Here is a 23,554-nt window from a genome sequence, read left to right on the forward strand (position 1 = left end):
GAGACCGCACTTCAGCACTGTATCGGCGGGAAAGGGAGTGAGGCAGGGTGTTGGGCACGACCGCTCCCGGCTGCGATTCCCTCACTCTGCGGGAAAAGATCAAAGCTCGGACGAGGGCAATCCCAGGCCGAGCAACGCGATGGCCCGCCTGACATGCCGAGCGCAGCAAAGGCCCGCCCGGGCTTCCCCCTGGACGAGCGCGCCGAGGAGCGCAGCGGTGGGCGGACAAGGGCCGGGCGCTGTCTGAGCGCAGCGAGTTCGCCCGGACCCCGCCCGCCGCGAGCACCGCAGGTTGCCCGGAGCGCAGCGCAGGGACGCGCTCGCTGGGGGTCGCCTTTCTTTGCCTACTTTCTTTGGCGAAGCAAAGAAAGTAGGTCGCCCGCCGGGGCGAACTCCCGGCTCCCGCACTCAAAAGCCAAGCGCCACTACCAATTCCATAGCGACCAGCGCAAGCGGGACAAGCGCTAGAGCCCATCTCGAGCCTCAACCGCAACTCCGCGCCGCTCCCGCCACCGCCGCACACCCTCCGCAAACCCCAGGTAGATCACCGGCGTAGTGAACAGCGTCAGCAGCTGCGAAACGATCAGCCCCCCCACCATCGTCACCCCCAGCGGGTGTCGCAGCTCGCTCCCCACGCCATCCCCCAGCATCAGCGGCAACGCCCCCAGCAGCGCCGCCAGCGTCGTCATCAGGATCGGCCGGAAGCGCAGCAGGCATGCCTGGTAGATCGCCTCCCGCGGCGCCAGGCCCTGCTCGCGCTCAGCGTCGAGCGCGAAGTCGATCATCATGATCGCGTTCTTCTTCACGATGCCGATCAGCAGCACGATGCCGATGATCGCCACGATGTCCAGGTCCAGCCCGCCGGCCAGCAGCGCCAGCAGCGCACCCAGCGCCGCCGACGGCAGGGTCGAGAGGATCGTCACCGGATGGATCGTGCTCTCGTACAGCACGCCCAGCACGATGTACATCGTCACCACCGCCGCCAGCACCAGCAGCAGCGTGTTCGACAGCGACGCCTGGAAAGCCAGCGCCGCGCCCTGGAAGCTCGTCTCCACCGACAGCGGCAGGTCCATCGCCGCCTGCTCGGCCTTGATCGCGTCCACCGCGTCGCCGAGCGACACGCCCGCGGCCGTGTTGAACGAGATCGTCGCGGCCGGCAGCTGGCCGACGTGGTTGACCGCCAGTGCGGTCGGCCGCTCGGTGACCCGCGCGATCGCCGACAGCGGCACCGGCGCACCGCCAGCGGACGACGGCACGTACAGCAGGCCCAGCGCCTCCGGGCCGAGCCGGTACTGCGGCCCGACCTCCAGCACCACCCGGTACTGGTTCGACTGGGTGAAGATGGTCGAGATCAGCCGCTGGCCGAAGGCGTTGTAGAGCGCGGTGTCGACCGCCGCCACCGTCACGCCGAGCCGGCTCGCCTGCGCGCGGTCGATCTCCACGTACGCCTGCAGGCCGCCGTCCTGCAGGTCGCTCGCCACATCGGTGAGCTGCGGCAGCGCCCGCAGCCGGCGCAGCATCTCCGCCGTGATGCGGCGCAACTGCGCATCGTCCGGCGAGGACAGCAGGAACTGGTACTGGGTGCGCGCCACCCGGTCCTCGATCGTCAGGTCCTGCACCGGCTGCGGGTACAGCACGATGCCCGGGACGTCGCGGGTGCTCTCGGCCAGGCGCCGCACCGTCTCGGCCATGCCGCTGCGTTCGCCCTTGGGCTTGAGGTTGATCAGCAGCCGGCCGGTGTTCAGCGTGACGTTGGCGCCGTCCACGCCGATGAAGGACGACACGCTCTGCACCGCCGGGTCTTCCAGCACCCGTGCGGCGATCGCCTGCTGGCGCGCCGCCATCGCCGAAAACGAGGTGGACTGCGCGGCCTCGGTGGTCGCCTGGATCACGCCTGTGTCCTGCACCGGGAAGAAGCCCTTGGGCACGAGGAAGTACAGCGCCACCGTGGCCGCGAGCGTAGCCGCGAACACCAGCAGGGTGAGCGCCTGGTGGTCGAGCACGGTGCGCAGCATGCGCCCGTAACCGGCGATGGTGCGGTCGAAGAAGTGGCCGGTCGCACGGTACAGCCGGCCGTGGCTCTCCTCGGGCGTGCGCTTCAGCAGCCGCGCGCACAGCATCGGTGTGAGGGTGAGCGACACCACCATCGATACCAGGATCGCGACGGCCATCGTGATCGCGAACTCGTGGAACAGCCGCCCCACCACGTCGCCCATGAACAGCAGCGGGATCAGCACCGCGATCAGCGAGATGGTGAGCGAGACGATGGTGAAGCCGATCTGCTTGGCGCCCTTCAACGCCGCCTGCATCGGCGGCTCGCCGTCCTCCACGTAGCGGGCGATGTTCTCGATCATCACGATCGCGTCGTCCACCACGAAGCCGGTGGAGATGGTGAGCGCCATCAGCGTCAGGTTGTTGATCGAGAAGCCCGCCAGGTGCATCACGCCGAAGGTGCCGATGAGCGACAGCGGCACCGCGACGCTCGGGATCAGCGTGGCCGATGCGCTGCGCAGGAAGACTAAGATCACCGCCACCACCAGCGCGATCGCGAGCAGCAGTTCGAACTGGGTGTCGCGCACCGAGGCGCGGATCGTGGTGGTGCGGTCGGTCAGCACCTGCACGTCGAGGGAGGCCGGCAGCGTGCTCTGCAATTGCGGCAGCAGCGCGCGGATGCGGTCCACCGTCTCGATCACGTTGGCGCCCGGCTGGCGCTGGATGTTGAGGATCACCCCGGCGGTCATGGTGCCCCCCCGTTGCGGCTGCGCCGCTTCCCTCCCAGGGGGGAGGCCGCCACCTTGGGGCGGCCCGGCGGTGGCAGGCCCGCTGGCGGGAACGGCGGCGGCCGGTCCGGCAACACCGGCCCAGGCCGCCAGCCGGGTGTTCTCGGCATCGTCCACGATCTCCGCCACGTCGGTCAGACGGATCGGGTTGCCGTTCTTGAAGGCGACGATCAGGTTCTGGTATTCGGCCGCCGACTGCAGCTGATCGTTGGCGTCGATGGTGGAGGCGCGCGCCGGCCCGTCGAAACTGCCCTTGGCCTGCTTGACGTTGGCCGCGGCGATCGCCGTGCGCACGTCCTCCAGCGACATGCCGGCCGACGCCAGCGCCTGCGGGTTGGCCCGGATGCGCACCGCCGGCCGGCGGCCGCCGGCGATCGCGACCAGGCCGACGCCCTGCACCTGCGACAGCCGCGGCGCCAGCCTGTTCTCGACCAGGTCGTGCACCCGGATCACCGGCAGCGTGGGCGAGGTGATCGCCAGCGTGAGCACCGGCGCGTCGGCCGGGTTGACCTTGCTGTAGACCGGCGGCATCGGCAGGTCGGTCGGCAGCAGGTTGCTGCCGGCGTTGATCGCCGCCTGCACCTGCTGTTCGGCCACGTCGAGCGCCACGTCGAGCGCGAAGCGCAGCGTGATGACCGACGCGCCGCCGGAACTGGTGGACGACATCTGCGCCAGCCCCGGCATCTGGCCGAACTGCCGCTCCAGCGGCGCGGTGACCGAGGAGGTCATCACATCGGGGCTGGCGCCGGGGTAGAGCGTGGTGATCTGGATCGTCGGGTAGTCCACCTCGGGCAGCGCCGACAGGGGCAGCATGCGGTAGGCGAGCAGGCCGGAGATCAGCAGCGCCACCATCAGCAGCGAGGTGGCCACGGGCCGCAGGATGAAGAGGCGCGACAGGTTCATGGCGACCGCGCCGGATCAGCGGGCCGCCGGCGCGCCCGGTGCTGCAGGCGCCGCAGGCGCCGCCGACGGTGCTGCTGCGGGCGTGGCGGGCGTCGCAGGCGTAGCGGGCGCCGGCGTGCCGGCGGTGCTGCCGGGCGCGGTCGAGGGCTGGCCGCTGCCGGCCGGGGCGCCTCCGCCCGGTGCGGCCGATCCGCCCGCGCCCGCCGCACCGCCCCGCTCGGCGCGCAGCTTCTGGAAAAAGGCCCGGCGCTCGTCCGGCGACATCGCGCGCACCCGCGCATGCTGCTCCGGCGAGAGCCGCTCCATCGCCCGCCGCGCAGCCGATGCGCCGGACGACGACGCCGCGGCCGCCGCGTCCTGCGCCGCCGTGGGCGCCACCACCACCTGCACCTTGGTGCCGTCGCGCAGCCGGTCGGCGCCGTCGGTCACCACCTGTTCGCCGGCGCGCAGGTTACCGCGCACGCTGGTCCATTCGCCTTCGGCCGGGCCGAGTGTCACCAGCCGCAGCGACACCGTGCCCTCGCCGTCCACCGCATACACGTAGGTACCCTGCGTGCCGCGCTGCACCGCGGCGGTCGGGACCTGCAGCGCGTTCTCCAGCAGGTCGGTCTGCAGCAGCACGTTCACGAACTGGTTGGGAAACAGCAAGTTGTCGGTGTTGGGGAACACCGCTTTCAGCCGGATGGTGCCGGTGGCGGTGTCGATCGCGTTGTCGACGAAGCGCACCTCGCCGGCCGCGAGGCGCTGGCGCCGCTCGCGGTCCCAGGCTTCCACCGGCAGCGCCTCGCCGGCGCGCAGCTTGCGTGCGACCTGCGGCAGCGCGGCTTCCGGGATCGCGAACACCGCGTTGATCGGCTGCGTCTGGGTGATGGTGACGATGCCGTTGGTGTCGGTCGCGCGCACCAGGTTGCCGAGATCGGCCTGCTTCAGGCCGAGCCGCCCGGCGATCGGCGCGGTCACCCGGGTGTACGACAGCGTCAGTTTCGCCGCGTCCACCTGCGCCTGGTCCGCCTGCACCGTGCCCTGCAGCTGGCGCACCAGCGCTTCCTGCGTGGCGACCTGCTGCTGCGCGATCGAGTCCTGTGCCAGCAGCTCCTGGTAGCGCTGCAGGTCGAGCTGGGCGTTGCGCAGCTGGGCTTGGTCGCGGGCCAGGTTGCCCTGCACCTGCGCGAGCTGCGCCTGGTAGGTTCGCGCGTCGATCTCCGCCAGCAGCTGGCCGGCGCGCACCGTATCGCCCTCGCGGAAGCGGATCGCCTTCAGTTCGCCGTCGGCCTTGGGCCGCACGACCGCCGTGTTGGGCGCAGCGATGGTGCCGATGGCCGACAGCAGCACCCGCATGTCCTGCCGCCGTGCCGCCGCGACCGAGACCGGCTGCACCCCGCCGGCGAAGCGCCGCGCCGCCGCAGCCGACCCGCCGCCCGCAGCCGCGCCGGACACCCCGGCAGGCGCTGCGACAGCCTGCGCATCGCGGTGCCGCTTCCACCACCAGGCACCGCCCGCGACCGCCGCCGCCAGCACCACGGCCAGTACCAGCACGCCGACGCGGCTACGGCCCCCCTGACGGATACCGCGCAATGGCAAGGAGACGTGACAGGTTTTCATCGTGGAAGTGGGGCGGCCGGACGCGGGCGATGGTACGCGGCGCCGGCCTGTCGCCACGCACGGCGGCGTACGCATTTACGCAGGATTTACGTCTGCAGGGCTTGGCGCGGCCCGTTTCTTCAGGCAGGAGCGCCGTGGCCGTAACAGGTTATTTCGCTTACGCGACCCCTGGGAGGCCTCTGGTAACGTCGTCCGGGATGCAACTGCTGCCTACGGTCACCCCCGAGACCGCCCTCTTCCTCGACTTCGACGGCACCCTGGCCGAGATCGCGCCCACTCCCGATGCAGTGCGCATCGCCACCGGCTTGGTACCCACGCTTGCGGCGCTGCACCGGCTGCTCGGCGGTGCGCTTGCCATCGTCACCGGCCGCCCGATCGCCGACATCGACCACTACCTCGCGCCGCTGGAGCTGCCGGCCGCCGGCGAGCACGGCGCCCAGTACCGGATGGTCGACGGCTCCCGCCCGGCGCTCGACCAGCCGCCGCTCGCCGCCGCGGTGCAGGCGATGGAGCAGCTCGCTGCGCTGCATCCGGGCCTGCTGGTGGAGCACAAGGACCATTCGGTCGCCCTGCACTTCCGCCATGCGCCTGAACTGGAATCGCTGTGCTTCGACGCGGTGCAGGCGGTCGTCGCCGGCCGCCCGGGCGTCGAGGTACTGCACGGCAAGTGCGTGTTCGAGGTCAAGCCGGCCGGCGTCAACAAGGGCCAAGCGATCGGCGTCTTCATGTCGGCGCCGCCGTTCGCCGGCCGCACCCCGATCTTCGTCGGCGACGACGTGACCGACGAATCCGGCTTCGTCGCGGTCCAGCGCTTCGGCGGCCGCGGTATCAAGATCGGCGAAGGTCCCACGCAGGCCCAGCACCGCTGCCTGAGCCCGGCCGCGCTGCGCGGCTGGCTGGCCTCCGCCCGCACCACCCTCGCGCCGGCCTCGGCCGCCTGACCGGCCGATGCACACCCCGCCGGGCCGCACCGTGTTTCCTTGCCGGGCGGCCCGCTCCTGCTTCCACCCCGTCCCGCGCTTCGCGCTGCGTTTTCCCGAAAGATCCCGCGATGACCACCGTCGGCAGCAATGTCCCCCTTCCCCCGTCCGTGCTCGAAGACGCAGCCCGCCAGGCCACCGGCTTCCTGCCGCCCGCACCGGCGTCGCTGGCACTGGGTCTGATCGGGAACTGCGCCTTCAGCGCGCTGGTGGATGCGCGCGGGCGCATCGTGTGGTGCTGCATGCCGCGCTTCGACGGCGACCCGGTGTTCAATGCGCTGCTGCAGCGCGACGAGGACGCGAGCGCCTTCGGCATCGAGATCGAGGACTTCTCGCACAGCGAGCAGCAGTACGAGCCCAACACCGCCGTACTGCGCACCCGCCTGTACGACACCGCCGGCCATGTGCTGGAGATCACCGACTTCGCGCCGCGCTTCTACGCCCGCTCCCGCTACTTCCGGCCGCTGACGCTGGTGCGCAAGGTGCGGGCGCTGCACGGCTCGCCGCGCATCCGGGTCTGCGTGGACCTGCGCTACGATTGGGGGCGCGAGACGCCGACCATCACCCGGGGCAGCAACCATGTGCGCTTCGTCGGCTCGGCGATGACGCTGCGGCTCAACACCGATGCGCCGATCGCCCATGTCCTGTCGAAGACGCCGTTCGTCGTCACCCGAGAGCTGCATTTCCTGCTCGGCGCCGACGAGACGCTGCACGACGGCATCGCCGAAACGGCGCGCCATTTCGAGCGCGAGACGGTGCTGTACTGGCGCAAGTGGAGCCAGCGCCTCGCGGTGCCGCTGGAATGGCAGGACGCGGTGATCCGCGCCGCGATCACGCTCAAGCTCTCGCTCTACGAAGAGACCGGCGCGATCGTCGCGGCCATGACCACCAGCATCCCCGAAGCGCCAGGCAGCCAGCGCAACTGGGACTACCGCTACTGCTGGCTGCGCGATGCCTTCTTCGTGGTGCGGGCGCTCAACAGCCTGTCGGAAGTCGGCACGATGGAGGACTACCTGCGCTATCTCGGAAACGTGGTGGTGGCGGCCAAGGGCGGCCACGTGCAGCCGCTGTTCGGCATCGGCATGGAGCAGCAGCTGCCCGAGTCCTTCGTCGAGCACCTGGCCGGCTACCGCGGCATGGGCCCGGTGCGGGTCGGCAACCAGGCGCAGGAGCACTTCCAGCACGACGTGTACGGCAACATCGTGCTCGGCGCGGCGCAGGCCTTCCATGACCAGCGGCTGCTACACCGCGCCGGCGAGGCCGAATTCGTGCAGCTCGAGAAGGTCGGCGAGCAGGCGATCGCGGTCTACGGCACGCCCGACGCCGGCATGTGGGAGCTGCGCACCCGCGCCCGCATCCACACCTCGTCGGCGCTGATGAGCTGGGCCGCCTGCGACCGGCTCGCCAAGATCGCCGTCGCGCTCGGCTTGGCGGAAAGGGCCGACTACTGGGGCGGCCATGCGAAGCGCATGCAGACCGAGATCATCGAGAAATCGTGGAGCGAGGAACGCCAGGCCTTCGCCGAGAGCTTCGGCGGCCGCGACCTGGACGCGAGCGTGCTGCTGATGGCCGAGGTCGGCATCATCGACCCGAAGGACCCGCGCTTCGTCTCGACCGTCGAGGCGATGCAGAAGACGCTCTGCGACGGTCCCTACATGCGCCGCTACGAGGCGCCCGACGACTTCGGCAAGCCAGAGACGGCGTTCAACATCTGCACCTTCTGGCTGATCGACGCGCTGGCGCGCATCGGCCGCAAGGAGGAAGCGCGCAGCATCTTCGAGACGATGCTCGCCGCCCGCAACCACCTCGGCATGATGAGCGAGGACACTCACCCCGAGACCGGCGAGATGTGGGGCAACTTCCCGCAGACGTATTCGATGGTCGGCATCATCAACGCGGCGATGCGGCTGTCGGCGCCGTGGGACAGCGCGATATGAGCGGTCGCCTCGTCGTCGTTTCCAACCGCCTGGCCGACCCGCGCAAGCCGGCCGCGGGTGGCCTGGCCGTCGCGCTGGGCGAGACGCTCAACCGCACCGGCGGCATGTGGTTCGGCTGGAGCGGCACGATCGCCGACACCCATACGCCCGGCGAGGGCGAGTTGCGGGTGCAGCAGGCCGGCCCGGTCACCCTCGCCACGGTGGACCTCTGCCAGGAGGACCACGACAGCTACTACCTCGGCTACAGCAACGGCGTGCTCTGGCCGGTGTTCCACTACCGGCTCGACCTGGCACGCTTCGACGCCGGCGACATCGTCGGCTACCGGCGGGTCAACCAGCTGTTCGCGCGCAAGCTGCTGCCGCTGCTGAAGCCCGACGACACGATCTGGATCCACGACTACCACCTGATCCCGCTGGCCGCCGAACTGCGCGCGCTCGGCTGCACCCAGAAGATCGGCTTCTTCCTGCACATCCCGCTGCCGCCGCAGCTGATCCTGGCCGCCATTCCGCAGCACGAATGGCTGATGCGCTGCCTGTTCTCGTACGACGTGGTCGGCCTGCAGAGCGAGGCCGACGCGTTGCACTTCTCGCGCTATGCCGAGGCGGAGATCCATGCCGAATCGCTGGGCGAGCACCGCTTCCGCGCCTTCGGCCGCACCATCGTCTGCCGGGCGTTCCCGATCGGCATCGACGTGGACGAGTTCGCCGCGCTGACCCACGGCAAGGAAGCGCAGGACATGTACCAGCGCATGACCGAGGAATACGCCCGCCGCCGGCTGCTGATGGGCATCGACCGGCTCGACTATTCCAAGGGCATTCCGCACCGGGTCCGTGCATTCCGCGAGCTGCTGAAGCAGTACCCGGAGAACCGCAACAGCGCGACGCTGATCCAGATCGCCTCGCCGACGCGCGAGAGCGTCGATGCATATGCCGACATCCGCACCGAGCTGGAAGGCCTGTGCGGCGCGATCAACGGCGACTATGGCGAGCTGGACTGGATGCCGATCCGCTACATCCACCGCACCGTGGCGCGCAAGCGGGTGCCGGGACTGTGCCGGGCGTCGGCCGTCGGGCTGGTCACGCCGCTGCGCGACGGCATGAATCTGGTCGCCAAGGAATACGTGGTGGCGCAGGACCCGGCCGATCCCGGCGTGCTGGTGCTGTCGCGCTTCGCAGGGGCGGCCGAGCAGCTGAAGGAAGCCCTGCTGGTCAACCCGTACGACACCCAGGGCACCGCCGACGTGCTGCAGCGCGCGCTGCGCATGCCGCTGGAGGAGCGCCAGCAGCGCCACCGCGCGCTGCTGCAGCGCATCCGGGAGCACGATGTGCACTGGTGGCGACGCACGTTCCTCGACGCGCTATCGAATGCATAGCTGCTTGCGCAGGCCCCACCTGCGCGAAGGGCAATTTTGCGTCTAATCCTGCTGCAGAAGGGCCAGCGCGGCGTAGTCGCCGACCCGGTCCTGCAGGCCGGCGGGCACCAGTTCCACGCCGCGCGTCAGCGCCGGCAGGTGGGCGGCCAGTTCGGCCTGCAGCCGCGGCAGCAGGTGGTCGCGGTGGTGCCAGAAGACGCTGCCGCCCAGGCTGATCCGCTGCAGGTCCAGCAGCGCCACCACATTGAACAAGCCCCGGCCGAGGATGCGGCAGAGGTCGTCGACGATGCCCGAGGCGGTCGCGTCGCCGGTCTTCGCCGCCTCCAGCAGCGCCTCGGCATCGGCGAAGCCCTGGTCGCGGAAGCGCCGCGCCATCGCCGTGCCCGACACCAGCGATTCCAGGTCGCCGACGTTGCCGCAGCCGCAGGTCGGGCCTTCCGCCGGGCCGCTGGCGAACGTGTGGCCGCCGTGGCCGGCATTGCCGTTCTTGCCGCGCAGCACCCGGCCGCCGACCGCCAGGCCCATGCCGATCCCGGTGCTCCAGGTGACGTAGGCGCAGTCGTCCACGTCCTGCAGCGCGCCCCAGCGGCGCTCGGCTTCCAGCGCGGCCACGCAGTCGTTCTCGACCCGCACCGGCACGCGGTTGTCGAAGTGCGCGCGCAGCGGCGCTTCCAGCGGGAAGGCGGTCCAGTCGTTGGGAATGCCCTGGTCGGCGCGGGTCAGGCCGCCGCAGATATTGGGGGTGGAGACCTCGATGCAGCCGTCCCGCATCACGAACGGGCCGGCCGACGAGACGCCCACCCCGTCGATATCGGCCATCGCCACGCCGGCCTCGGCGCAGGCGGCGTCGAGCAGCCGCAGGATCTGTGCGACCACCACGTCGGGCGTGCCTTCCTTGGCGGTCGGCTCGGCCCGCCGGTGCAGCAGCTCGCGCGTACCCGGATGCGCCAGGCTGACGGCGAGTTTGGTTCCTCCGATATCGACACAGGCGCGCATGGGCAAATGGTCCTTCAGGCAGCGCGGCGCAACCTGTCGGCACCGCTCGCGGCCAGTCTAGGAGCCGGGCCGTGCGCCGCTGTAACGCGCCGTGGCCGAGCCGCTCGCGCAGGGAATCAGACGAACTTGGCCACCAGCCCTGCCACCACGCCGACCAGCAGCGTGCTGGTCACCGGCACGTCCCACTGCCGGCCGAACAGCCGGAAGTGCAGGTCGCCCGGCAGCCGCCCCAGGCCGAACCGGCGCAGCCACGGCGCCGCCCAGCTCAGCAGGATGAGCACGAAGAAGACGACGAGGTAGAGGCGGATCATGGCGGGGGGGTCGGCAGCAGCCCGCGATTGTCGGCGCCCGGAAAAAGTCCGCACTGGCGTTGCTTTTAACCGACACCACGCCGATTTTCGCGGTGATAGCGTCACCGCATGACCACTTCCGCCCCGCCGCGCCTCTGGGACATCTCGCCGCCGGTGCATGCCGCCAGCCCGGTGTTTCCGGGCGATGCGCCCTATGCGCAGCAGTGGCTCGCGCGCATCGGCCCCGGCTGCCCGGTCAACCTCTCCACCCTCACGCTGTCGCCGCACGTCGGCGCCCATGCCGACGCACCGCTGCACTACGACCCGGACGGCGCACCCATCGGCGCGGTGGACCTGGCGCCCTACCTCGGCCCGTGCCGGGTGGTGCATGCGGTCGGCTGCGGCCCGCTGGTGCGCTGGGCGCATCTGGCGCATGCGCTCGACGGCCTGCCGCCGCGCGTGCTGGTGCGCACCTGCGCCCGCATGCCGCAGGACCGCTGGGACGACGCACTGTCCGGCTTCGCGCCCGGCACGCTCGAACGCCTGGCCGACGCCGGCGTGCAGCTGGTCGGCACCGACAGCGCGAGCGTCGATCCGGCCGACAGCAAGACGCTCGACGGCCACCAGGTGCTGCGCCGGCGCGGCCTGCGGGTGCTGGAAAACCTGCTGCTCGACGACGTGCCCGAGGGCGACTACGAACTGATCGCCCTGCCCCTGCGGCTCGCCACCGCCGACGCCTCCCCGGTGCGCGCGGTGCTGCGTGCGCTGGCCTGAATGCCGACCTGCCCGTCCATGACCACCCTTCTCACCCTCGACGACTGCCGGCGCCGCGACGCCGCCGATCCGCTGCGCCCGCTGCGCGACCTGTTCCAGCTGCCCGAGGGCGTCGTCTACCTCGACGGCAACTCGCTCGGCGCGCTGCCGAAGGCCACGCCCGATCGGGTGGCGCAGGTGGTGCGCGCCGAGTGGGGCACCGAGCTGATCCGCGCCTGGAACACCGCCGGCTGGGCCGACGCACCCCGGCGCATCGGCGACCGCATCGCGCGGCTGGTCGGTGCCGGGCCGGGCGAACTGGTCGCCACCGACAGCACCTCGGTCAACCTCTACAAGGTGCTGAGCGCCGCCCTCGCGATCGCCGCCGAGGACGCGCCCGGCCGCCGCACCATCGTCAGCGAGCGCAGCAACTTCCCGACCGACCTGTACATCGCCGAGTCGCTGGCGCGCGAACGCGGCGGCACGTTGCGGCTGGTGGATGCCGCCGACCTGCCGGCCGCGGTGGGCGCCGACACCGCGGTGCTGCTGCTGACTCACGTCCACTACCGCACCGGCGCGATGCACGACATGGCCGCGGTCACCGCCGCCGCCCACGCCGCCGGCGCGCGGGTGGTCTGGGACCTGGCCCACAGCGCCGGCGCGGTGCCGGTGGACCTGCACGCGGCGAACGCCGACTTCGCGATCGGCTGCGGCTACAAGTTCCTGAACGGCGGCCCCGGCGCGCCGGCCTTCGTCTGGGTGCATCCGCGCCACGTCGACCGTTTCCGCCAGCCGCTGTCGGGCTGGTGGGGCCATGCGCAGCCCTTCGCCTTCGTGCCGGGCTACCAGCCCGCGGCTGGCATCGGCCGGTATCTCTGCGGCACCCAGCCGCAGATCGCGCTGGCGGCGCTGGAAGCAGGGCTGGACGTATTCGCGGCAGCCGAGCCGCTGGGCGGCATGGCGGCGCTGCGCGCCAAGTCGCTGGCGCTGACCGACCTGTTCATCGCGCTGGTGGACGCGCGCTGCGACGGCCATCCGCTCGGCCTCGCGACACCGCGCGATCCCGCTCGGCGCGGCTCGCAGGTCAGCCTGACCTGGCACGGCGACGCACCGGAGGCCGCGCATGCGATCGTGCAGGCGCTGATCGACCGCGGCGTGATCGGCGACTACCGCGCGGGCGACGGCAGCGCCGAGCCGCACATCCTGCGCTTCGGCTTCACGCCGCTGTACACCGGCTTCGAGGATGTCTGGCAGGCGGTGGAGCAGCTGCGCGACGTGCTCGCCACCGGCGCCTGGCGCGACGCGCGCTTCCACCGGCAGGCGGCGGTGACCTGAGATGGGCTGCCCGCACGCACCGTCTTCCGATGCACCGGACATGCGGAACATGCCGGCCACACCGCCCGTCACGTCGGTCGGCGCCCCGGTCGGCACGCCCGCCGCCATCGTCGAGGAGGAGCGCGCCCAGCTCGACTTCAGCCGCTCGATGAGCTACGGCGACTACCTGCACCTGGACGAAGTGCTCGGCGCGCAGCATCCGCTCTCGCCCGCCCACGACGAGATGCTGTTCATCGTGCAGCACCAGACCAGCGAGCTGTGGATGAAGCTGATGCTGCACGAGCTGCACGCCGCCATCCGCTGCGTCGCGGCCGACGACCTGTCCGCGGCCTTCAAGATGCTGGCGCGGGTCAGCCGGATCATGGAGCAACTGGTCCACGCCTGGGACGTGCTGGCGACGATGACGCCGCCCGAGTACCAGGCGATCCGCCCGTACCTCGGCCCGTCCAGCGGCTTCCAGAGCTGGCAGTACCGCTGCATCGAGTTCGCGCTCGGCAACAAGAACCCGCTGATGTTGAAGCCCCACGAGCACCGCCCCGACCTGCTCGCCACCGTGCAGGCCGCTTATGCGGCGCCGTCGCTCTACGACGAGGCGCTGCGGCTGCTGGCCCGCCGCGGGCTGGCCATTCCGGCGGACTGCCTGCTGCGCGACTGGACGCAGCGCCATGTCGAGAGCGAGACGGTCGAGCAGGCCTGGCTCGCGGTCTACCGCGACCCGCAACGCTGGTTCGACCTCTACCAGCTGGGCGAGGAACTCACCGACCTGGAGGACGCCTTCCGGCTCTGGCGCTTCCGCCACGTCAGCACGGTCGAGCGGGTGATCGGCTTCAAGCGCGGCACCGGCGGGACGGGCGGCACCAGCTACCTGCGCAAGATGCTCGACGTGGTGCTGTTCCCCGAGATCTGGGGCCTGCGCACCCGGCTGTAGCTGCGGCCGGCAGCGCAACCCGGCCCACACGCACCGGGGACGATGTCCGACGTGCGCCCCCTGCGGCGGCGCAGGAGAGTGAAGGTCTTTCTTTTCCGGAGACCCCATGTCCGCATCCACGACTGCCCGCCGCATCGCCATCCTTGCCACCGACGGCTTCGAACAGGCCGAACTCGAGAAACCGCGCGACGCGCTGCGCCAGGCCGGCTTCGCGCCGCAAATCCTGGCACCGAAGGCCGGCACCATCCAGGGCTTCAACCACACCGACCCGGCCGACACCTTCGACGTGGACGGCACCATCGCCGACGCGAAGCCCGAGGACTACGACGCCGTCCTGCTGCCCGGCGGCGTCGTCAATGCCGACGCACTGCGCACCGACAAGGACGCGCAGGCCTTCGTCCAAGCGGCCACCGGCGCCGGCAAGCCGCTGGCGGTGATCTGCCACGGCGCCTGGCTGCTGATCGACGCCGGCCTGGTGAAGGGCAAGACGCTCACCAGCTGGCCGAGCCTGCAGACCGACCTGCGCAACGCCGGCGCCACCTGGGTGGACGAAGAGGTGCACGAAGACAACGGCTGGATCAGCAGCCGCAAGCCCGACGACATCCCGGCCTTCAACGCCGCGCTGCTGAAGGCGCTGGGCGCTTCCGGCGGCTGAATGCGCATTCAGCCGATGTAGCGGTGGGTCGGCACCTTGGCGGTCGCCGGGGCGCGGCCCAGTCGCTTCTTCACCGCCAGCGTGACGCCCTTCTTGATCTTTTCCGAAAAGCCCAATTCGACATACATGCCGGTGGTCTGCCGCAGCGGTGTCAGCACATAGCGCGCATCGGCGATGAAGCGCTGCGCATCGCGGATCAACGGGTCGAGATGGTTGCGCTTGTTGGCTTCCGCGTGCTCCATCCAGCGGTCTTCGATGATGTTGCTCGACAGGGCGTTCAGCACGGTACTGGTGGTGCTGTTGACCAGGAAATAGCAGCCGAGCAGCGGCGACACCTCGAAAAGGTGCGCGCTCAACGTGTTCTCGGGCGTGGTGCGCAAGATCAGGTTGACTTTCTTGCGCTCCTTGTAGCGCGCACCCATGATCACGACCTTCTGGCACAGCTTGGCGACCGATGCCGCAGCCGCCACCGCCGGGCCGGTCGCGCCGCCCAAGTCGGCGAACAGGCCGGCGGTGGAGACCGCCAGCTGCGTCGTCTGGATGGTGGCCAGCGTCGCATGCTCGTTGCGGCTGCGCTCCAGCAGCACCCGCAGCGCATCGCAGGCAGCCCGTGCATCGCCCGGCAACAGGAAGGGGCGGTGGTCCGCCGTCTTGCGCGCCTTGTGCCATTCCTGCGCCGCGGTGCCCCAGCTCTTCGCCGCCTGCGCGCCCGACTTCACCTGCTGCACGATCGGCAGCGCCGAACTCAGGAAATCGGTGAGGAAGTCCGCGCCGAGCTCCAGCAGGATTTCCTGCAGGTCGATCGCGTCGAACAACTCGAACAGCAGCGTCAGCACCCGGTCGAAGCCCGGAATTTCGAGCAGCCGCGGGATGTCGATGCCTGGGATGTCCACCCGGATGCTGCTCAGGTCGATACGCGGCACGCTGATCGACGGCAGGTTCGGCAGGCTCAGGTCGGGCATCGTCAGGCTGGGCAGCTCCACCTGCAGGTCGATGCGGAAGAAGTTCGGATAGGCCAGCCGCAGGTCCGGGAACAGGATGTCGACGTCGATATCCAGGATCCTCGACAGATCCACCATCAAGGACGGGAATCGAAGGTCCGGCCACTTCACCGCCAGCGCATGGGCCAGCGCCCGCAGGGAGATGTCGGGCAGGAGGTCCTTGTATTTCAGGATCCCCTTGAGGTTCAGCCGCACCTTCGGCAGGCTGAAACCGGGCAGGCTGCCGAGCCGGATGTCCGGGATGATCGACAGGTTGACATCCGGCAGGCTGATCGACGGCAGCCGGAACTTCACCAGCGCGCGCAGGTCGATGCCCTTGAAGATCGACAGGTTGAGCGAGGGCGCATTCAACGTCGGCACGTGGAGGCCCGGGACCTCGCCGATCTTTTCCTTCGTCGCCTTCGCTTCCTTGGCGAGTGTCTTGGCGTCGGCCACATGGCTGCGCGGCTCGAGTTGCGTGCCCGCGAACATCGCCCGCAGCGCCTCCTTGCGCTCCTTCTCCAGTGCGCGGAAGGCTTCGTCAAGTGCGAGTTGCTCGGTGGCTGACAGGGTCATCGCGGCTCCGTGACGGTGGGCGCAGAAACAATCTGTTTCGGCAGCCTGCGATCATAGGTCTTCGCGGCCCTCCGCGCGGTGCGCGCCGAAGGGCCGGCCCGCGGCACCGGACCAGAAGGCGCTACAGCCGGTGCGCCCGGTCGCCCTCGGCGAAGCCGACCGGCGTCCAGTCCGCCGGCACCCGCGCACCCAGGGCGATCACCTTGAACAACTCGCCCATCTCGTGCTCGTGCACCAGATGCAGCACCGGCCCTTGCTGCGCGGGCGTCAGATGCTCCACTTTCGATAGCAGGCCGCAGTTGATCAGGAAGCGCGCCTGGCTGGTGTAGCCCAGCACTTCCAGCCCCGCGTCCTGCGCGGCGAGCGCGATGCCGGTGAAATCGACATGGGCGGTGATGTCCTTGTCGCCCACATCGGCCAGCGGATCGCTGTCGGCGCGGTGGGCGCGGTGGCACATCACCGTGCCCATGTGGCGCTGCGGGTGGTAGTACTCGGCTTCGGGGAAACCGTAGTCGAGCAGGAACACCGCGCCGCGGCCCAGCCGGTCGGCCAGGGTGGCGACGAAGGCGCGGCCCTGCGGGTGGATCTCGGTCAGGTAGTCCTGCGGGCCGGGGCTGTTGATCGGCGGGCGCAGGCCGGTCGGCCGGTCGGCCCAGGCGAAGCGGCCCTCGGGCGCCAGCACCACGCCGCGTTCGTGCCAGGCGCCTGCGGTGCGGACGAGCAGCTGCACCGGCATCGCGTCGAGCACCTCGTTGCCGACCACCACGCCGTCGAACTGCGCAGGCAGCGCCGACAGCCAGCGCACCCGGTCGCCGAAACGCGCCAGCCGCGCCTGCTGGCGGGCCTGCAGCGCCCCCGACAGATCGACGATGGTGTAGCGCACGGCGGTATGGCCGGCGGCGTCGAGCGCGTCGAGCAGTTGCTCGGCCAGGGCGCCGGTGCCGGCGCCGAACTCCCACACCGCGTCGGTCCCCGTGGCCTGCAGCGCATCGGCGACCTGCACCGCAAGCGTCGCGCCGAACAGCGGCGAGAGCTCCGGCGCGGTGACGAAGTCGCCCCCGCCGCCCTTCACGCCGGCCGGCATGCGGCCGAACTGCCGGTCATCCCGGGCGTAGTAGCCGAGGCCCGGGGTGTAGAGCGCCATCGTCATGAAGCGGTCGAAGCCGATCCAGCCGCCGGCCTCCGCGATCGCCGAGGCGATCGTCCGGTGCAGGGCCATGGCGCCGGGCGACGGCGGAGGAGCGGTCGGTAAACTCTCGGAAGCAGCAGTCATCGCCCGGGATTGTCCCCGAATGCCCTCCGCGCCTCCTTCCCCGCCCGTCCCTTCGGACACGCCTTCCCCCGCCGCCGCCGGCACCCGGGTGGTGCTCGTCACCGGCGCCGCCCGCCGGCTCGGCCGCTCCATCGCGCTGGCGCTGGCGGCCGGCGGCTGGCAGGTGGCCGTCCACTACCGGGAGTCGGCGGCCGACGCTACTGAAACGATAGCTGAATGCGCAGATCTGGCGGGCGCTGCATTCGGTTTCGATGCCGATCTGGCGGACGAGGCGGCGGTCCGTGCCCTGGTGCCCCGGGTGACCGCGCATTTCGGCCGGCTGGATGCGGTGGTGAACAACGCCTCGATCTTCGAGCACGACGATGCGGCGAGCTTCGGCTTCGCCGCCGCCGAGCGCCACCTGCGCACCAACACCGCCGCGCCGATCCTGCTGGCGCAGGCGCTGCATGCGCACCTCGTCGCCCGCGATGCGCCCCCCGGCGAGGCGGCCGTGGTCAACCTGCTCGACCAGAAGCTCTGGAACCCGAATCCCGATTTCCTGAGCTACACGCTGTCGAAGGCAGCGCTGGAAGCGGCGACCACGCTGCTCGCCCAGGCGCTCGCGCCGCGGCTGCGGGTGGTCGGCGTCGCACCGGGCCTCACGCTCACCAGCCACCTGCTGAGCGACGAACAGTTCGCCGCGCTGCACCGGCTGTCGCCGCTCGGCCGCTCGTCCACGCCGGAAGACGTCGCCGCGACGGTGAAGTTCGCGCTGGAGAGCCGCGCGATCACCGGCACCACCCTGCTGGTCGACGGCGGCCAGCACCTGATGCGGTTCGACCGCGACTTTTCCCTGATGTAGCCATGTCGCTCACCAAAGGCACCCAGATCCTGACCCTCACCGGCCTGCGCTTCGACGCCAGCCTGGGCATCCTCGACCACGAGCGCCGCGCGCCGCAGCCGATCCAGGTCGATGCGGAGCTCAACCTCGGCAGCCAGGACCTGCTGCCGGCCGACGACGACATCGGCCACGTGCTCGACTACCGCAAGGTGCGCCGGATCATCATCGACGAGTGCACCGCCGAGCACGTCAACCTGCTGGAGAGCCTGATCGGCAAGCTGTCGCACCGGCTGCTGCAGCTGCCGGGCGTGCTGGGCGTGCGGGTGAAGATCGCCAAGCTGGAAATCTTCGAGGACTGCGAAGTGGCGATCCGCGCCGAAACGGGGCAGTGGTAGGCCCTTCGCCCGGCACCCGCCCCCGTCCGGCGGCGAACGACGAAAATACCGACCTGCCCGCCGCGCGCCCGCACGCCTGCGGCCGCGCCCGCCCCTCTTTCTCCACCGGAGGCTGCCATGAGTGCCGTCTGGACCGAACCCACCGAAACCGCCCTGCCCCCCGCCGCCGCCGGCACCACCGCCCGGATCGAGCGCGAGACCCACAAGCTCGAAAAGCGCCTCTGCCGCGAGATGGGCCGCGCCATCGTCGACTACGCCATGGTCGAGGAAGGCGACAAGGTCATGGTCTGCATGTCCGGCGGCAAGGACAGCTACGCGATGCTCGACATTCTGCTGAAACTGAAGGCCCGGGCGCCGATCCGTTTCGACATCATCGCGGTCAACCTCGACCAGAAACAGCCGGGCTTTCCGGAGCACGTGCTGCCCGAATACCTGACCGCCCTCGGCATCCCGTTCCACATCGAGAACCTGGACACCTACCGCATCGTCAAGCGCGTCATCCCCGAGGGCAAGACCACCTGCGGCCTGTGCAGCCGGCTGCGCCGCGGCATCCTGTACCGGGTGGCCGACGAGCTGGGCGCGACCAAGGTGGCGCTCGGCCACCACCGCGACGACATCCTGCAGACCTTCTTCCTCAACATGTTCTTCGGCGCCAAGCTGAAGGCGATGCCGCCCAAGCTGGTGAGCGACGACGGCCGGCACGTGGTGATCCGGCCGCTCGCCTATGTGGCCGAGAAGGACCTGGTGCGCTGGGCGCAGCACCGGCAGTTCCCGATCATTCCCTGCACGCTCTGCGGCAGCCAGGAGAACCTGCAGAGGAAGCAGGTCGCGGAGATGCTGCGCGACTGGGAGCGCAAGTACCCGGGCCGCATCGAGAACATGTTCGGCGCGCTGCAGAACGTCGCGCCGTCGCACCTGCTCGACGGAACCCTGCACGACTTCCGGCATCTCACCGCCACCGGCATCCCCCGCGAGGACGGCGACAAGGCCTTCGACCCCGAAACCTTCGTTACGCCCGCCGGGCCTGCCGGCCTGAACATCGTGCAGATCTGAGTGCGGCGCCGAATGTGCCGCACCGACCGGCGGCCCGGTGCCGCCGACCAGGAGGATTCCATGCGACGCGTCTTCTTCGCCTCTTTCGCCCTCGGCGCCGCCGCGCTGCTCGCCGGCTGCTCGACCACCCGCACGATCGACAGCGACGTGCAGGCGTTCTCGACCATCGCCACCGTTCCGGCGGGCGCCACCTACCGATTCGAGCGGCTGCCGTCGCAGCAGGCCCGCTTCGTCGAGCAGGCGCCGCTGGAGGCGCTGGCCGAACGTGCGCTGGAACGCGTCGGCCTGCGGCGCGATGATGCGGCGGCCAAGTACACCGTGCAGGTCGGCCTGAGCGCGCAGCGGCAGGTCCGCTACGACCCGTGGGGCCCGGGCTGGGGCCCCGGTTGGGGGCCGGGCTGGGGCTTCGGCGGCTGGGGGGGCGGCTACCGGCGCGGCTACTACGGGTACGGCGGCTACGGCTGGGGCGGCCCGTTCCCCGACCGGGTGCTCTACCAGCAGCAGGTCGATCTGGTGATGCGCGACCTCTCCAGCGGCCAGATCGTCTACGAGACCCATGCCGCGCACGACAGCCTGCGGCCGGCCGACGCGGCGGTACTGTCGGTGATGCTCGACTCCGCCCTCTACGGCTTTCCGAAGGCCACGCCGGGCATCCGCCAGGTCAACGTCGAGATACCCCGATGACCGCAGCGGGCTGCTATCCTGAAATGCCGCCTCCGGGCGGCTTTTCTTTTGTCCCCTTTTTGCGCCTGCCGCCGCTGCCCATGGATGCCACCCGCCTCATCGCCATCCGCCACGGCGAAACCGCCTGGAACGTCGACACCCGCATCCAGGGCCAGCTCGACATCCCGCTCAACGACACCGGCGAATGGCAGGCCGGCCAGGCCGGCCAGGCGCTCGCCGGCGAAATCGTCGCGGCGGTCTATGCGAGCGACCTGCTGCGCGCCTACCGGACCGCCGAGCGGATCGGCATGGCGCTCGGACTGCCGGTGACCCCCGACACCGGGCTGCGGGAACGCGGCTTCGGCCGGTTCGAGGGCATGACCTTCGCCGAGATCGAATCGACCCTGCCCGAGCAGGCGCACCGCTGGCGCACCCGCGATCCGCTGTTCGCTCCGGAAGGCGGCGAGTCGCTGGTCGTCTTCCGGCAGCGGGTCGTGGAGACGGTGCACGCCATCGCCGCGCGGCATGCGGGCGAGCAGGTGGTGATCGTCGCCCACGGCGGCGTGATGGACGTGCTCTACCGCGCAGCCACCCGCCAGGAACTGCAGGCACCGCGCACCTGGAAGCTCGGCAACGCCGCGATCAACCGGCTGCTCTGGACGCCCGAGGGCCTGAGCCTGGTCGGCTGGGCCGACGATGCACACCTGATGCGCGGCGAGCGTGACGACCTGACCGTCTGAGCGTCCGATCACGCTGCAGGCGCCGCTCGGCGCGGCCTGTGCCGTCCTTCACGCGCCCAATTTGCAACCGTCAGAAATGTTGGCGCCGTAACTGCAGGCACTCTCTAGGATGCCGGGGGGAGACCCCACTCAGACCTGACCGACCCGCGCCATGGAATACCTGCAAACCCTCGCCACCGATCCGGCCGCCTGGATCGCCTTGGTCACGCTGATCGTCATGGAAGTCGTGCTCGGCATCGACAACCTGATCTTCATCTCGATCCTGACCAACAAGCTGCCGGAAAAGAACCGGGCGCGGGCCCGGCGCCTCGGCATCGGCGCGGCGCTGGTGATGCGGCTGGCGCTGCTCGGCACCATCGCGATCATCGTGCGGCTGACCGACCCGGTGTTCGAGGTGTTCGGCAAGGGCTTTTCGTGGCGCGACCTGATCCTGATCGCCGGCGGACTGTTCCTGGTGTGGAAGGCGACCAAGGAAATCCACCACAGCATGGACGCCGCGCCGGCCGATTCCGACGTGTTCACGCCCAAGGGCCCGGGGCTGACCACCGCCGCCGCGATCGGCCAGATCCTGCTGCTGGACCTGGTGTTCTCGATCGACAGCATCATCACCGCCGTCGGCATGACCGAGCACGTCCCGATCATGGTGATCGCGGTGCTGGTCACCGTCGCGGTAATGCTGTTCGCCGCCACCCCGCTGGCCAACTTCATCAACGCCAACCCGACCATCGTGATGCTGGCGCTCGGCTTCCTGCTGCTGATCGGCACCACGCTGATCGCCGAAGGCTTCGGCGCCCACATTCCCAAGGGCTACATCTACGCGGCGATGGCGTTCTCGGCCGTGGTCGAGATGCTCAACATGCTGTCGCGCCGCGCCAAGCGGCGCAAGGAAGCCGGCGGCAAGTGAGTCTCCGGCAGACCGGTCGTTCCGGCCTGCGCGGATCGGTGCCGCATCAGCGCATCGACCGGCCTTTCGGCCCCAGCCCGTGCAGCGCCAGGGCGGCCGCATCCTCCGCCCAGCGGCACAGCAGCGGCCGGGTAGCCGCCGGCTCGATCACGTCGACGATGCCGAAGCGCTCCGCAGTGCGGTAGGGCGAACTGAGCTGGTGGTACTCGGCTTCGAGCGCGGTGCGCAGGGCGAGCGGGTCGTCGGCCTTCTCCAGGTCGCGGCGGTAGGCCGCCGCCACGCCCCCCTCGATCGGAATGGAGCCCCAGCGCGCCGACGGCCAGGCGAAGCGGTGCGGGATCGACGTGCCGGTGGGGCCGAACTTCGGGCTCAGCATCGCCCCCGCGAGGCCGAAGCAGCGGCGCAGCACGATCGCGCACCACGGCACCGAGGACTGCTCGATCGCCGCGCCGGCCCGCAGCGTCGCGTACATCGTGCCGTCGCGCTCGGCCTCCAGGCCGGTCATGGTGCCCGGCTGGTCGACCAGGTTGACGATCGGCAGGTGGAAGGTGTCGCACAGGTCGACGAAGCGCTCCATCTTGATCGACGCGGCCCGGGTCAGCGCCCCGCCCATCACCACCGGGTTGTTGATCATGACGCCGACGGCGATGCCGTCGAGGCGGGCGAAGAGGGTCAACAGCGATGCGCCGAAATGCGGCGCCATCTCGAACAGCGAGCCTTCGTCGAACAGAGCGGCTGCGATCTTGCGGGGCGCGAAGATCTTGCGGCGGTCGCGCGGGATCGCGTCGTTGAGCCAGGGCGCTTCGCGCGACGGCGGATCGTGGCGCGGGCCGCGCGGCGGGGCCTCCCAGACATTGGCCGGCAGGTAGGACAGGAAGCGGCGCGCCAGCGCGAGCGCTTCCTCCTCGGTGTCCACACCGTTGTGCACCACGCCGCTCACCCGGTGGATGTCGTAGCCGCCCAGCGCTTCCTTGTCGATGTCGTAGCCGAGTGCCTGCTTGACCACCGGCGGCCCGCCGGCGAAGACCTGGCTGCGGCCCTTGAGCATGATCGAGAAATGCGACGAGCCGACCCGGATCGCCCCCAGTCCGGCACATGCGCCCATCGCGATGCCGACCACCGGCGAGCGGCCGAGCAGCGCGGCGCCGGGCATAAAGGCGTAACCGGGAATCTTGGTATGGCCGGACTGCTTCAGCAGCTTGACGCTGCCGCCGGCGGTATCGACCATGCGTACCAGCGGCCGGCGGTATTCGTAGGCATAGCGGTCGGCATACACCCATTTCTCCGCGACCGCAGCCTCCGACGAACCGCCACGGATGGTGAAGTCGTCCGACACCACGACCGCGGACCGCCCCTCGATGCGGGCCAGCCCCATCACCTGGGTCGAAGGCGTGACCGACAGCAGCGCGCCGCGCGCGTCGTAGCGGCCCTTGCCGGCCAGCGTGCCCATCTCCTGGAAGGAGCCGTCGTCCACCAGCGCGGCGATGCGCTCGCGGGCATTGAGCCGGCCGGCTGCGCGCCAGCGGGTGGTCGCGTCCTCGCCGCCCATCGCCTGCGCATCGGCACGCCGGCGCGCCAGTTCGGCGAACTCGTCCGCCCATTCGGTACTCGGACCCAT

The 23,554-nt window shown here is 70.5% G+C and carries 20 protein-coding genes; 13 read left to right on the forward strand and 7 right to left on the reverse strand.

Going from position 1 to position 23,554, the window contains the following annotated elements:
* Nucleotides 1–464: 464 nt before the first annotated feature.
* Both QZ500_RS19165 and QZ500_RS19170 read right to left on the reverse strand, forming a co-directional pair.
* Nucleotides 465–3,683 (reverse strand): efflux RND transporter permease subunit, encoded by a 3,219-nt coding sequence (locus QZ500_RS19165; protein ID WP_295857646.1) that lies wholly within the window; start codon nt 3,681–3,683, stop codon nt 465–467.
* Nucleotides 3,684–3,698: 15 nt separating this feature from the next.
* Nucleotides 3,699–5,219: an MdtA/MuxA family multidrug efflux RND transporter periplasmic adaptor subunit gene (locus QZ500_RS19170; protein WP_295857648.1), complete on the reverse strand. Its 1,521-nt coding sequence runs from the start codon at nt 5,217–5,219 to the stop codon at nt 3,699–3,701.
* Between the two features lie 263 nt (nt 5,220–5,482).
* On the opposite strand from QZ500_RS19170, the gene otsB reads away from it, so the two are divergent.
* The 3 genes from otsB (at nt 5,483) to otsA (ending at nt 9,575) form a co-directional block, all read left to right on the forward strand.
* Nucleotides 5,483–6,226 (forward strand): trehalose-phosphatase, encoded by a 744-nt coding sequence (gene otsB, locus QZ500_RS19175; RefSeq protein WP_295857650.1) that lies wholly within the window; start codon nt 5,483–5,485, stop codon nt 6,224–6,226.
* A gap of 110 nt (nt 6,227–6,336) precedes the next feature.
* Nucleotides 6,337–8,202 (forward strand): glycoside hydrolase family 15 protein, encoded by a 1,866-nt coding sequence (locus tag QZ500_RS19180; protein WP_295857653.1) that lies wholly within the window; start codon nt 6,337–6,339, stop codon nt 8,200–8,202.
* On the forward strand, nt 8,199–9,575 hold the full coding sequence (otsA, locus tag QZ500_RS19185) for an alpha,alpha-trehalose-phosphate synthase (UDP-forming) (protein ID WP_295857655.1): 1,377 nt from the start codon (nt 8,199–8,201) through the stop codon (nt 9,573–9,575). Before QZ500_RS19180 ends, otsA begins: the two co-directional genes overlap by 4 nt.
* Nucleotides 9,576–9,617: 42 nt before the next feature.
* Here otsA and QZ500_RS19190 read toward each other — a convergent pair whose 3' ends face one another.
* Both QZ500_RS19190 and QZ500_RS19195 read right to left on the reverse strand, forming a co-directional pair.
* The gene (locus QZ500_RS19190; protein WP_295857657.1) at nt 9,618–10,571 is read right to left on the reverse strand and encodes an ROK family protein; all 954 of its coding nucleotides are present in this window, start codon (nt 10,569–10,571) and stop codon (nt 9,618–9,620) included.
* Between the two features lie 116 nt (nt 10,572–10,687).
* Nucleotides 10,688–10,882 carry a DUF2905 domain-containing protein gene (locus QZ500_RS19195; RefSeq protein ID WP_295857659.1) on the reverse strand — a complete coding sequence of 65 codons (195 nt, stop codon included), beginning with the start codon at nt 10,880–10,882 and terminating at the stop codon, nt 10,688–10,690.
* Nucleotides 10,883–10,990: 108 nt separating this feature from the next.
* Between QZ500_RS19195 and kynB the strand changes: the two genes are divergently transcribed.
* The 4 genes from kynB to QZ500_RS19215 all read left to right on the forward strand — a co-directional run bounded on the left by kynB (nt 10,991) and on the right by QZ500_RS19215 (nt 14,532).
* A complete protein-coding gene (gene kynB, locus QZ500_RS19200) occupies nt 10,991–11,635 on the forward strand; it encodes an arylformamidase (RefSeq protein ID WP_295857660.1) in 645 nt (214 codons plus the stop codon).
* A gap of 18 nt (nt 11,636–11,653) precedes the next feature.
* Complete coding sequence (gene kynU, locus QZ500_RS19205) at nt 11,654–12,949, forward strand: kynureninase (protein ID WP_295857661.1); 1,296 nt, start codon at nt 11,654–11,656, stop codon at nt 12,947–12,949.
* 49 nt (nt 12,950–12,998) lie between these two features.
* Nucleotides 12,999–13,877 carry a tryptophan 2,3-dioxygenase gene (gene kynA, locus QZ500_RS19210; RefSeq protein WP_295857663.1) on the forward strand — a complete coding sequence of 293 codons (879 nt, stop codon included), beginning with the start codon at nt 12,999–13,001 and terminating at the stop codon, nt 13,875–13,877.
* A gap of 106 nt (nt 13,878–13,983) precedes the next feature.
* Nucleotides 13,984–14,532 (forward strand): type 1 glutamine amidotransferase domain-containing protein, encoded by a 549-nt coding sequence (locus QZ500_RS19215; RefSeq protein WP_295857665.1) that lies wholly within the window; start codon nt 13,984–13,986, stop codon nt 14,530–14,532.
* 8 nt (nt 14,533–14,540) lie between these two features.
* Here QZ500_RS19215 and QZ500_RS19220 read toward each other — a convergent pair whose 3' ends face one another.
* Together QZ500_RS19220 and QZ500_RS19225 are read right to left on the reverse strand one after the other, a co-directional pair.
* Complete coding sequence (locus tag QZ500_RS19220) at nt 14,541–16,088, reverse strand: hypothetical protein (protein WP_295857666.1); 1,548 nt, start codon at nt 16,086–16,088, stop codon at nt 14,541–14,543.
* Nucleotides 16,089–16,209: 121 nt separating this feature from the next.
* Nucleotides 16,210–17,307 (reverse strand): SAM-dependent methyltransferase, encoded by a 1,098-nt coding sequence (locus QZ500_RS19225; RefSeq protein ID WP_295857731.1) that lies wholly within the window; start codon nt 17,305–17,307, stop codon nt 16,210–16,212.
* A gap of 73 nt (nt 17,308–17,380) precedes the next feature.
* Between QZ500_RS19225 and QZ500_RS19230 the strand changes: the two genes are divergently transcribed.
* The 6 genes from QZ500_RS19230 to QZ500_RS19255 all read left to right on the forward strand — a co-directional run bounded on the left by QZ500_RS19230 (nt 17,381) and on the right by QZ500_RS19255 (nt 21,936).
* Nucleotides 17,381–18,202 (forward strand): SDR family oxidoreductase, encoded by an 822-nt coding sequence (locus QZ500_RS19230; protein ID WP_295857668.1) that lies wholly within the window; start codon nt 17,381–17,383, stop codon nt 18,200–18,202.
* A 2-nt stretch (nt 18,203–18,204) separates the two neighbouring features.
* Nucleotides 18,205–18,576: a dihydroneopterin aldolase gene (locus QZ500_RS19235; protein ID WP_295857670.1), complete on the forward strand. Its 372-nt coding sequence runs from the start codon at nt 18,205–18,207 to the stop codon at nt 18,574–18,576.
* Between the two features lie 117 nt (nt 18,577–18,693).
* Nucleotides 18,694–19,629, forward strand: a complete 936-nt coding sequence (ttcA, locus tag QZ500_RS19240) for a tRNA 2-thiocytidine(32) synthetase TtcA (RefSeq protein WP_295857673.1) — start codon at nt 18,694–18,696, stop codon at nt 19,627–19,629.
* 60 nt (nt 19,630–19,689) lie between these two features.
* Entirely contained in the window at nt 19,690–20,313 is a 624-nt protein-coding gene (locus QZ500_RS19245; RefSeq protein WP_295857675.1) for a DUF4136 domain-containing protein, read from the forward strand.
* 80 nt (nt 20,314–20,393) lie between these two features.
* The gene (locus QZ500_RS19250) at nt 20,394–21,032 is read left to right on the forward strand and encodes a histidine phosphatase family protein (RefSeq protein ID WP_295857677.1); all 639 of its coding nucleotides are present in this window, start codon (nt 20,394–20,396) and stop codon (nt 21,030–21,032) included.
* A gap of 151 nt (nt 21,033–21,183) precedes the next feature.
* Nucleotides 21,184–21,936 (forward strand): TerC family protein, encoded by a 753-nt coding sequence (locus tag QZ500_RS19255; RefSeq protein WP_295857680.1) that lies wholly within the window; start codon nt 21,184–21,186, stop codon nt 21,934–21,936.
* Nucleotides 21,937–21,982: 46 nt separating this feature from the next.
* On the opposite strand, the gene QZ500_RS19260 is transcribed toward QZ500_RS19255, so the two are convergent.
* Nucleotides 21,983–23,554 carry a carboxyl transferase domain-containing protein gene (locus tag QZ500_RS19260; RefSeq protein WP_295857681.1) on the reverse strand — a complete coding sequence of 524 codons (1,572 nt, stop codon included), beginning with the start codon at nt 23,552–23,554 and terminating at the stop codon, nt 21,983–21,985.

Source organism: uncultured Xylophilus sp. (genome assembly GCA_913776965.1).
In the GTDB taxonomy this organism is placed as follows: Bacteria; Pseudomonadota; Gammaproteobacteria; order Burkholderiales; family Burkholderiaceae_C; genus Xylophilus.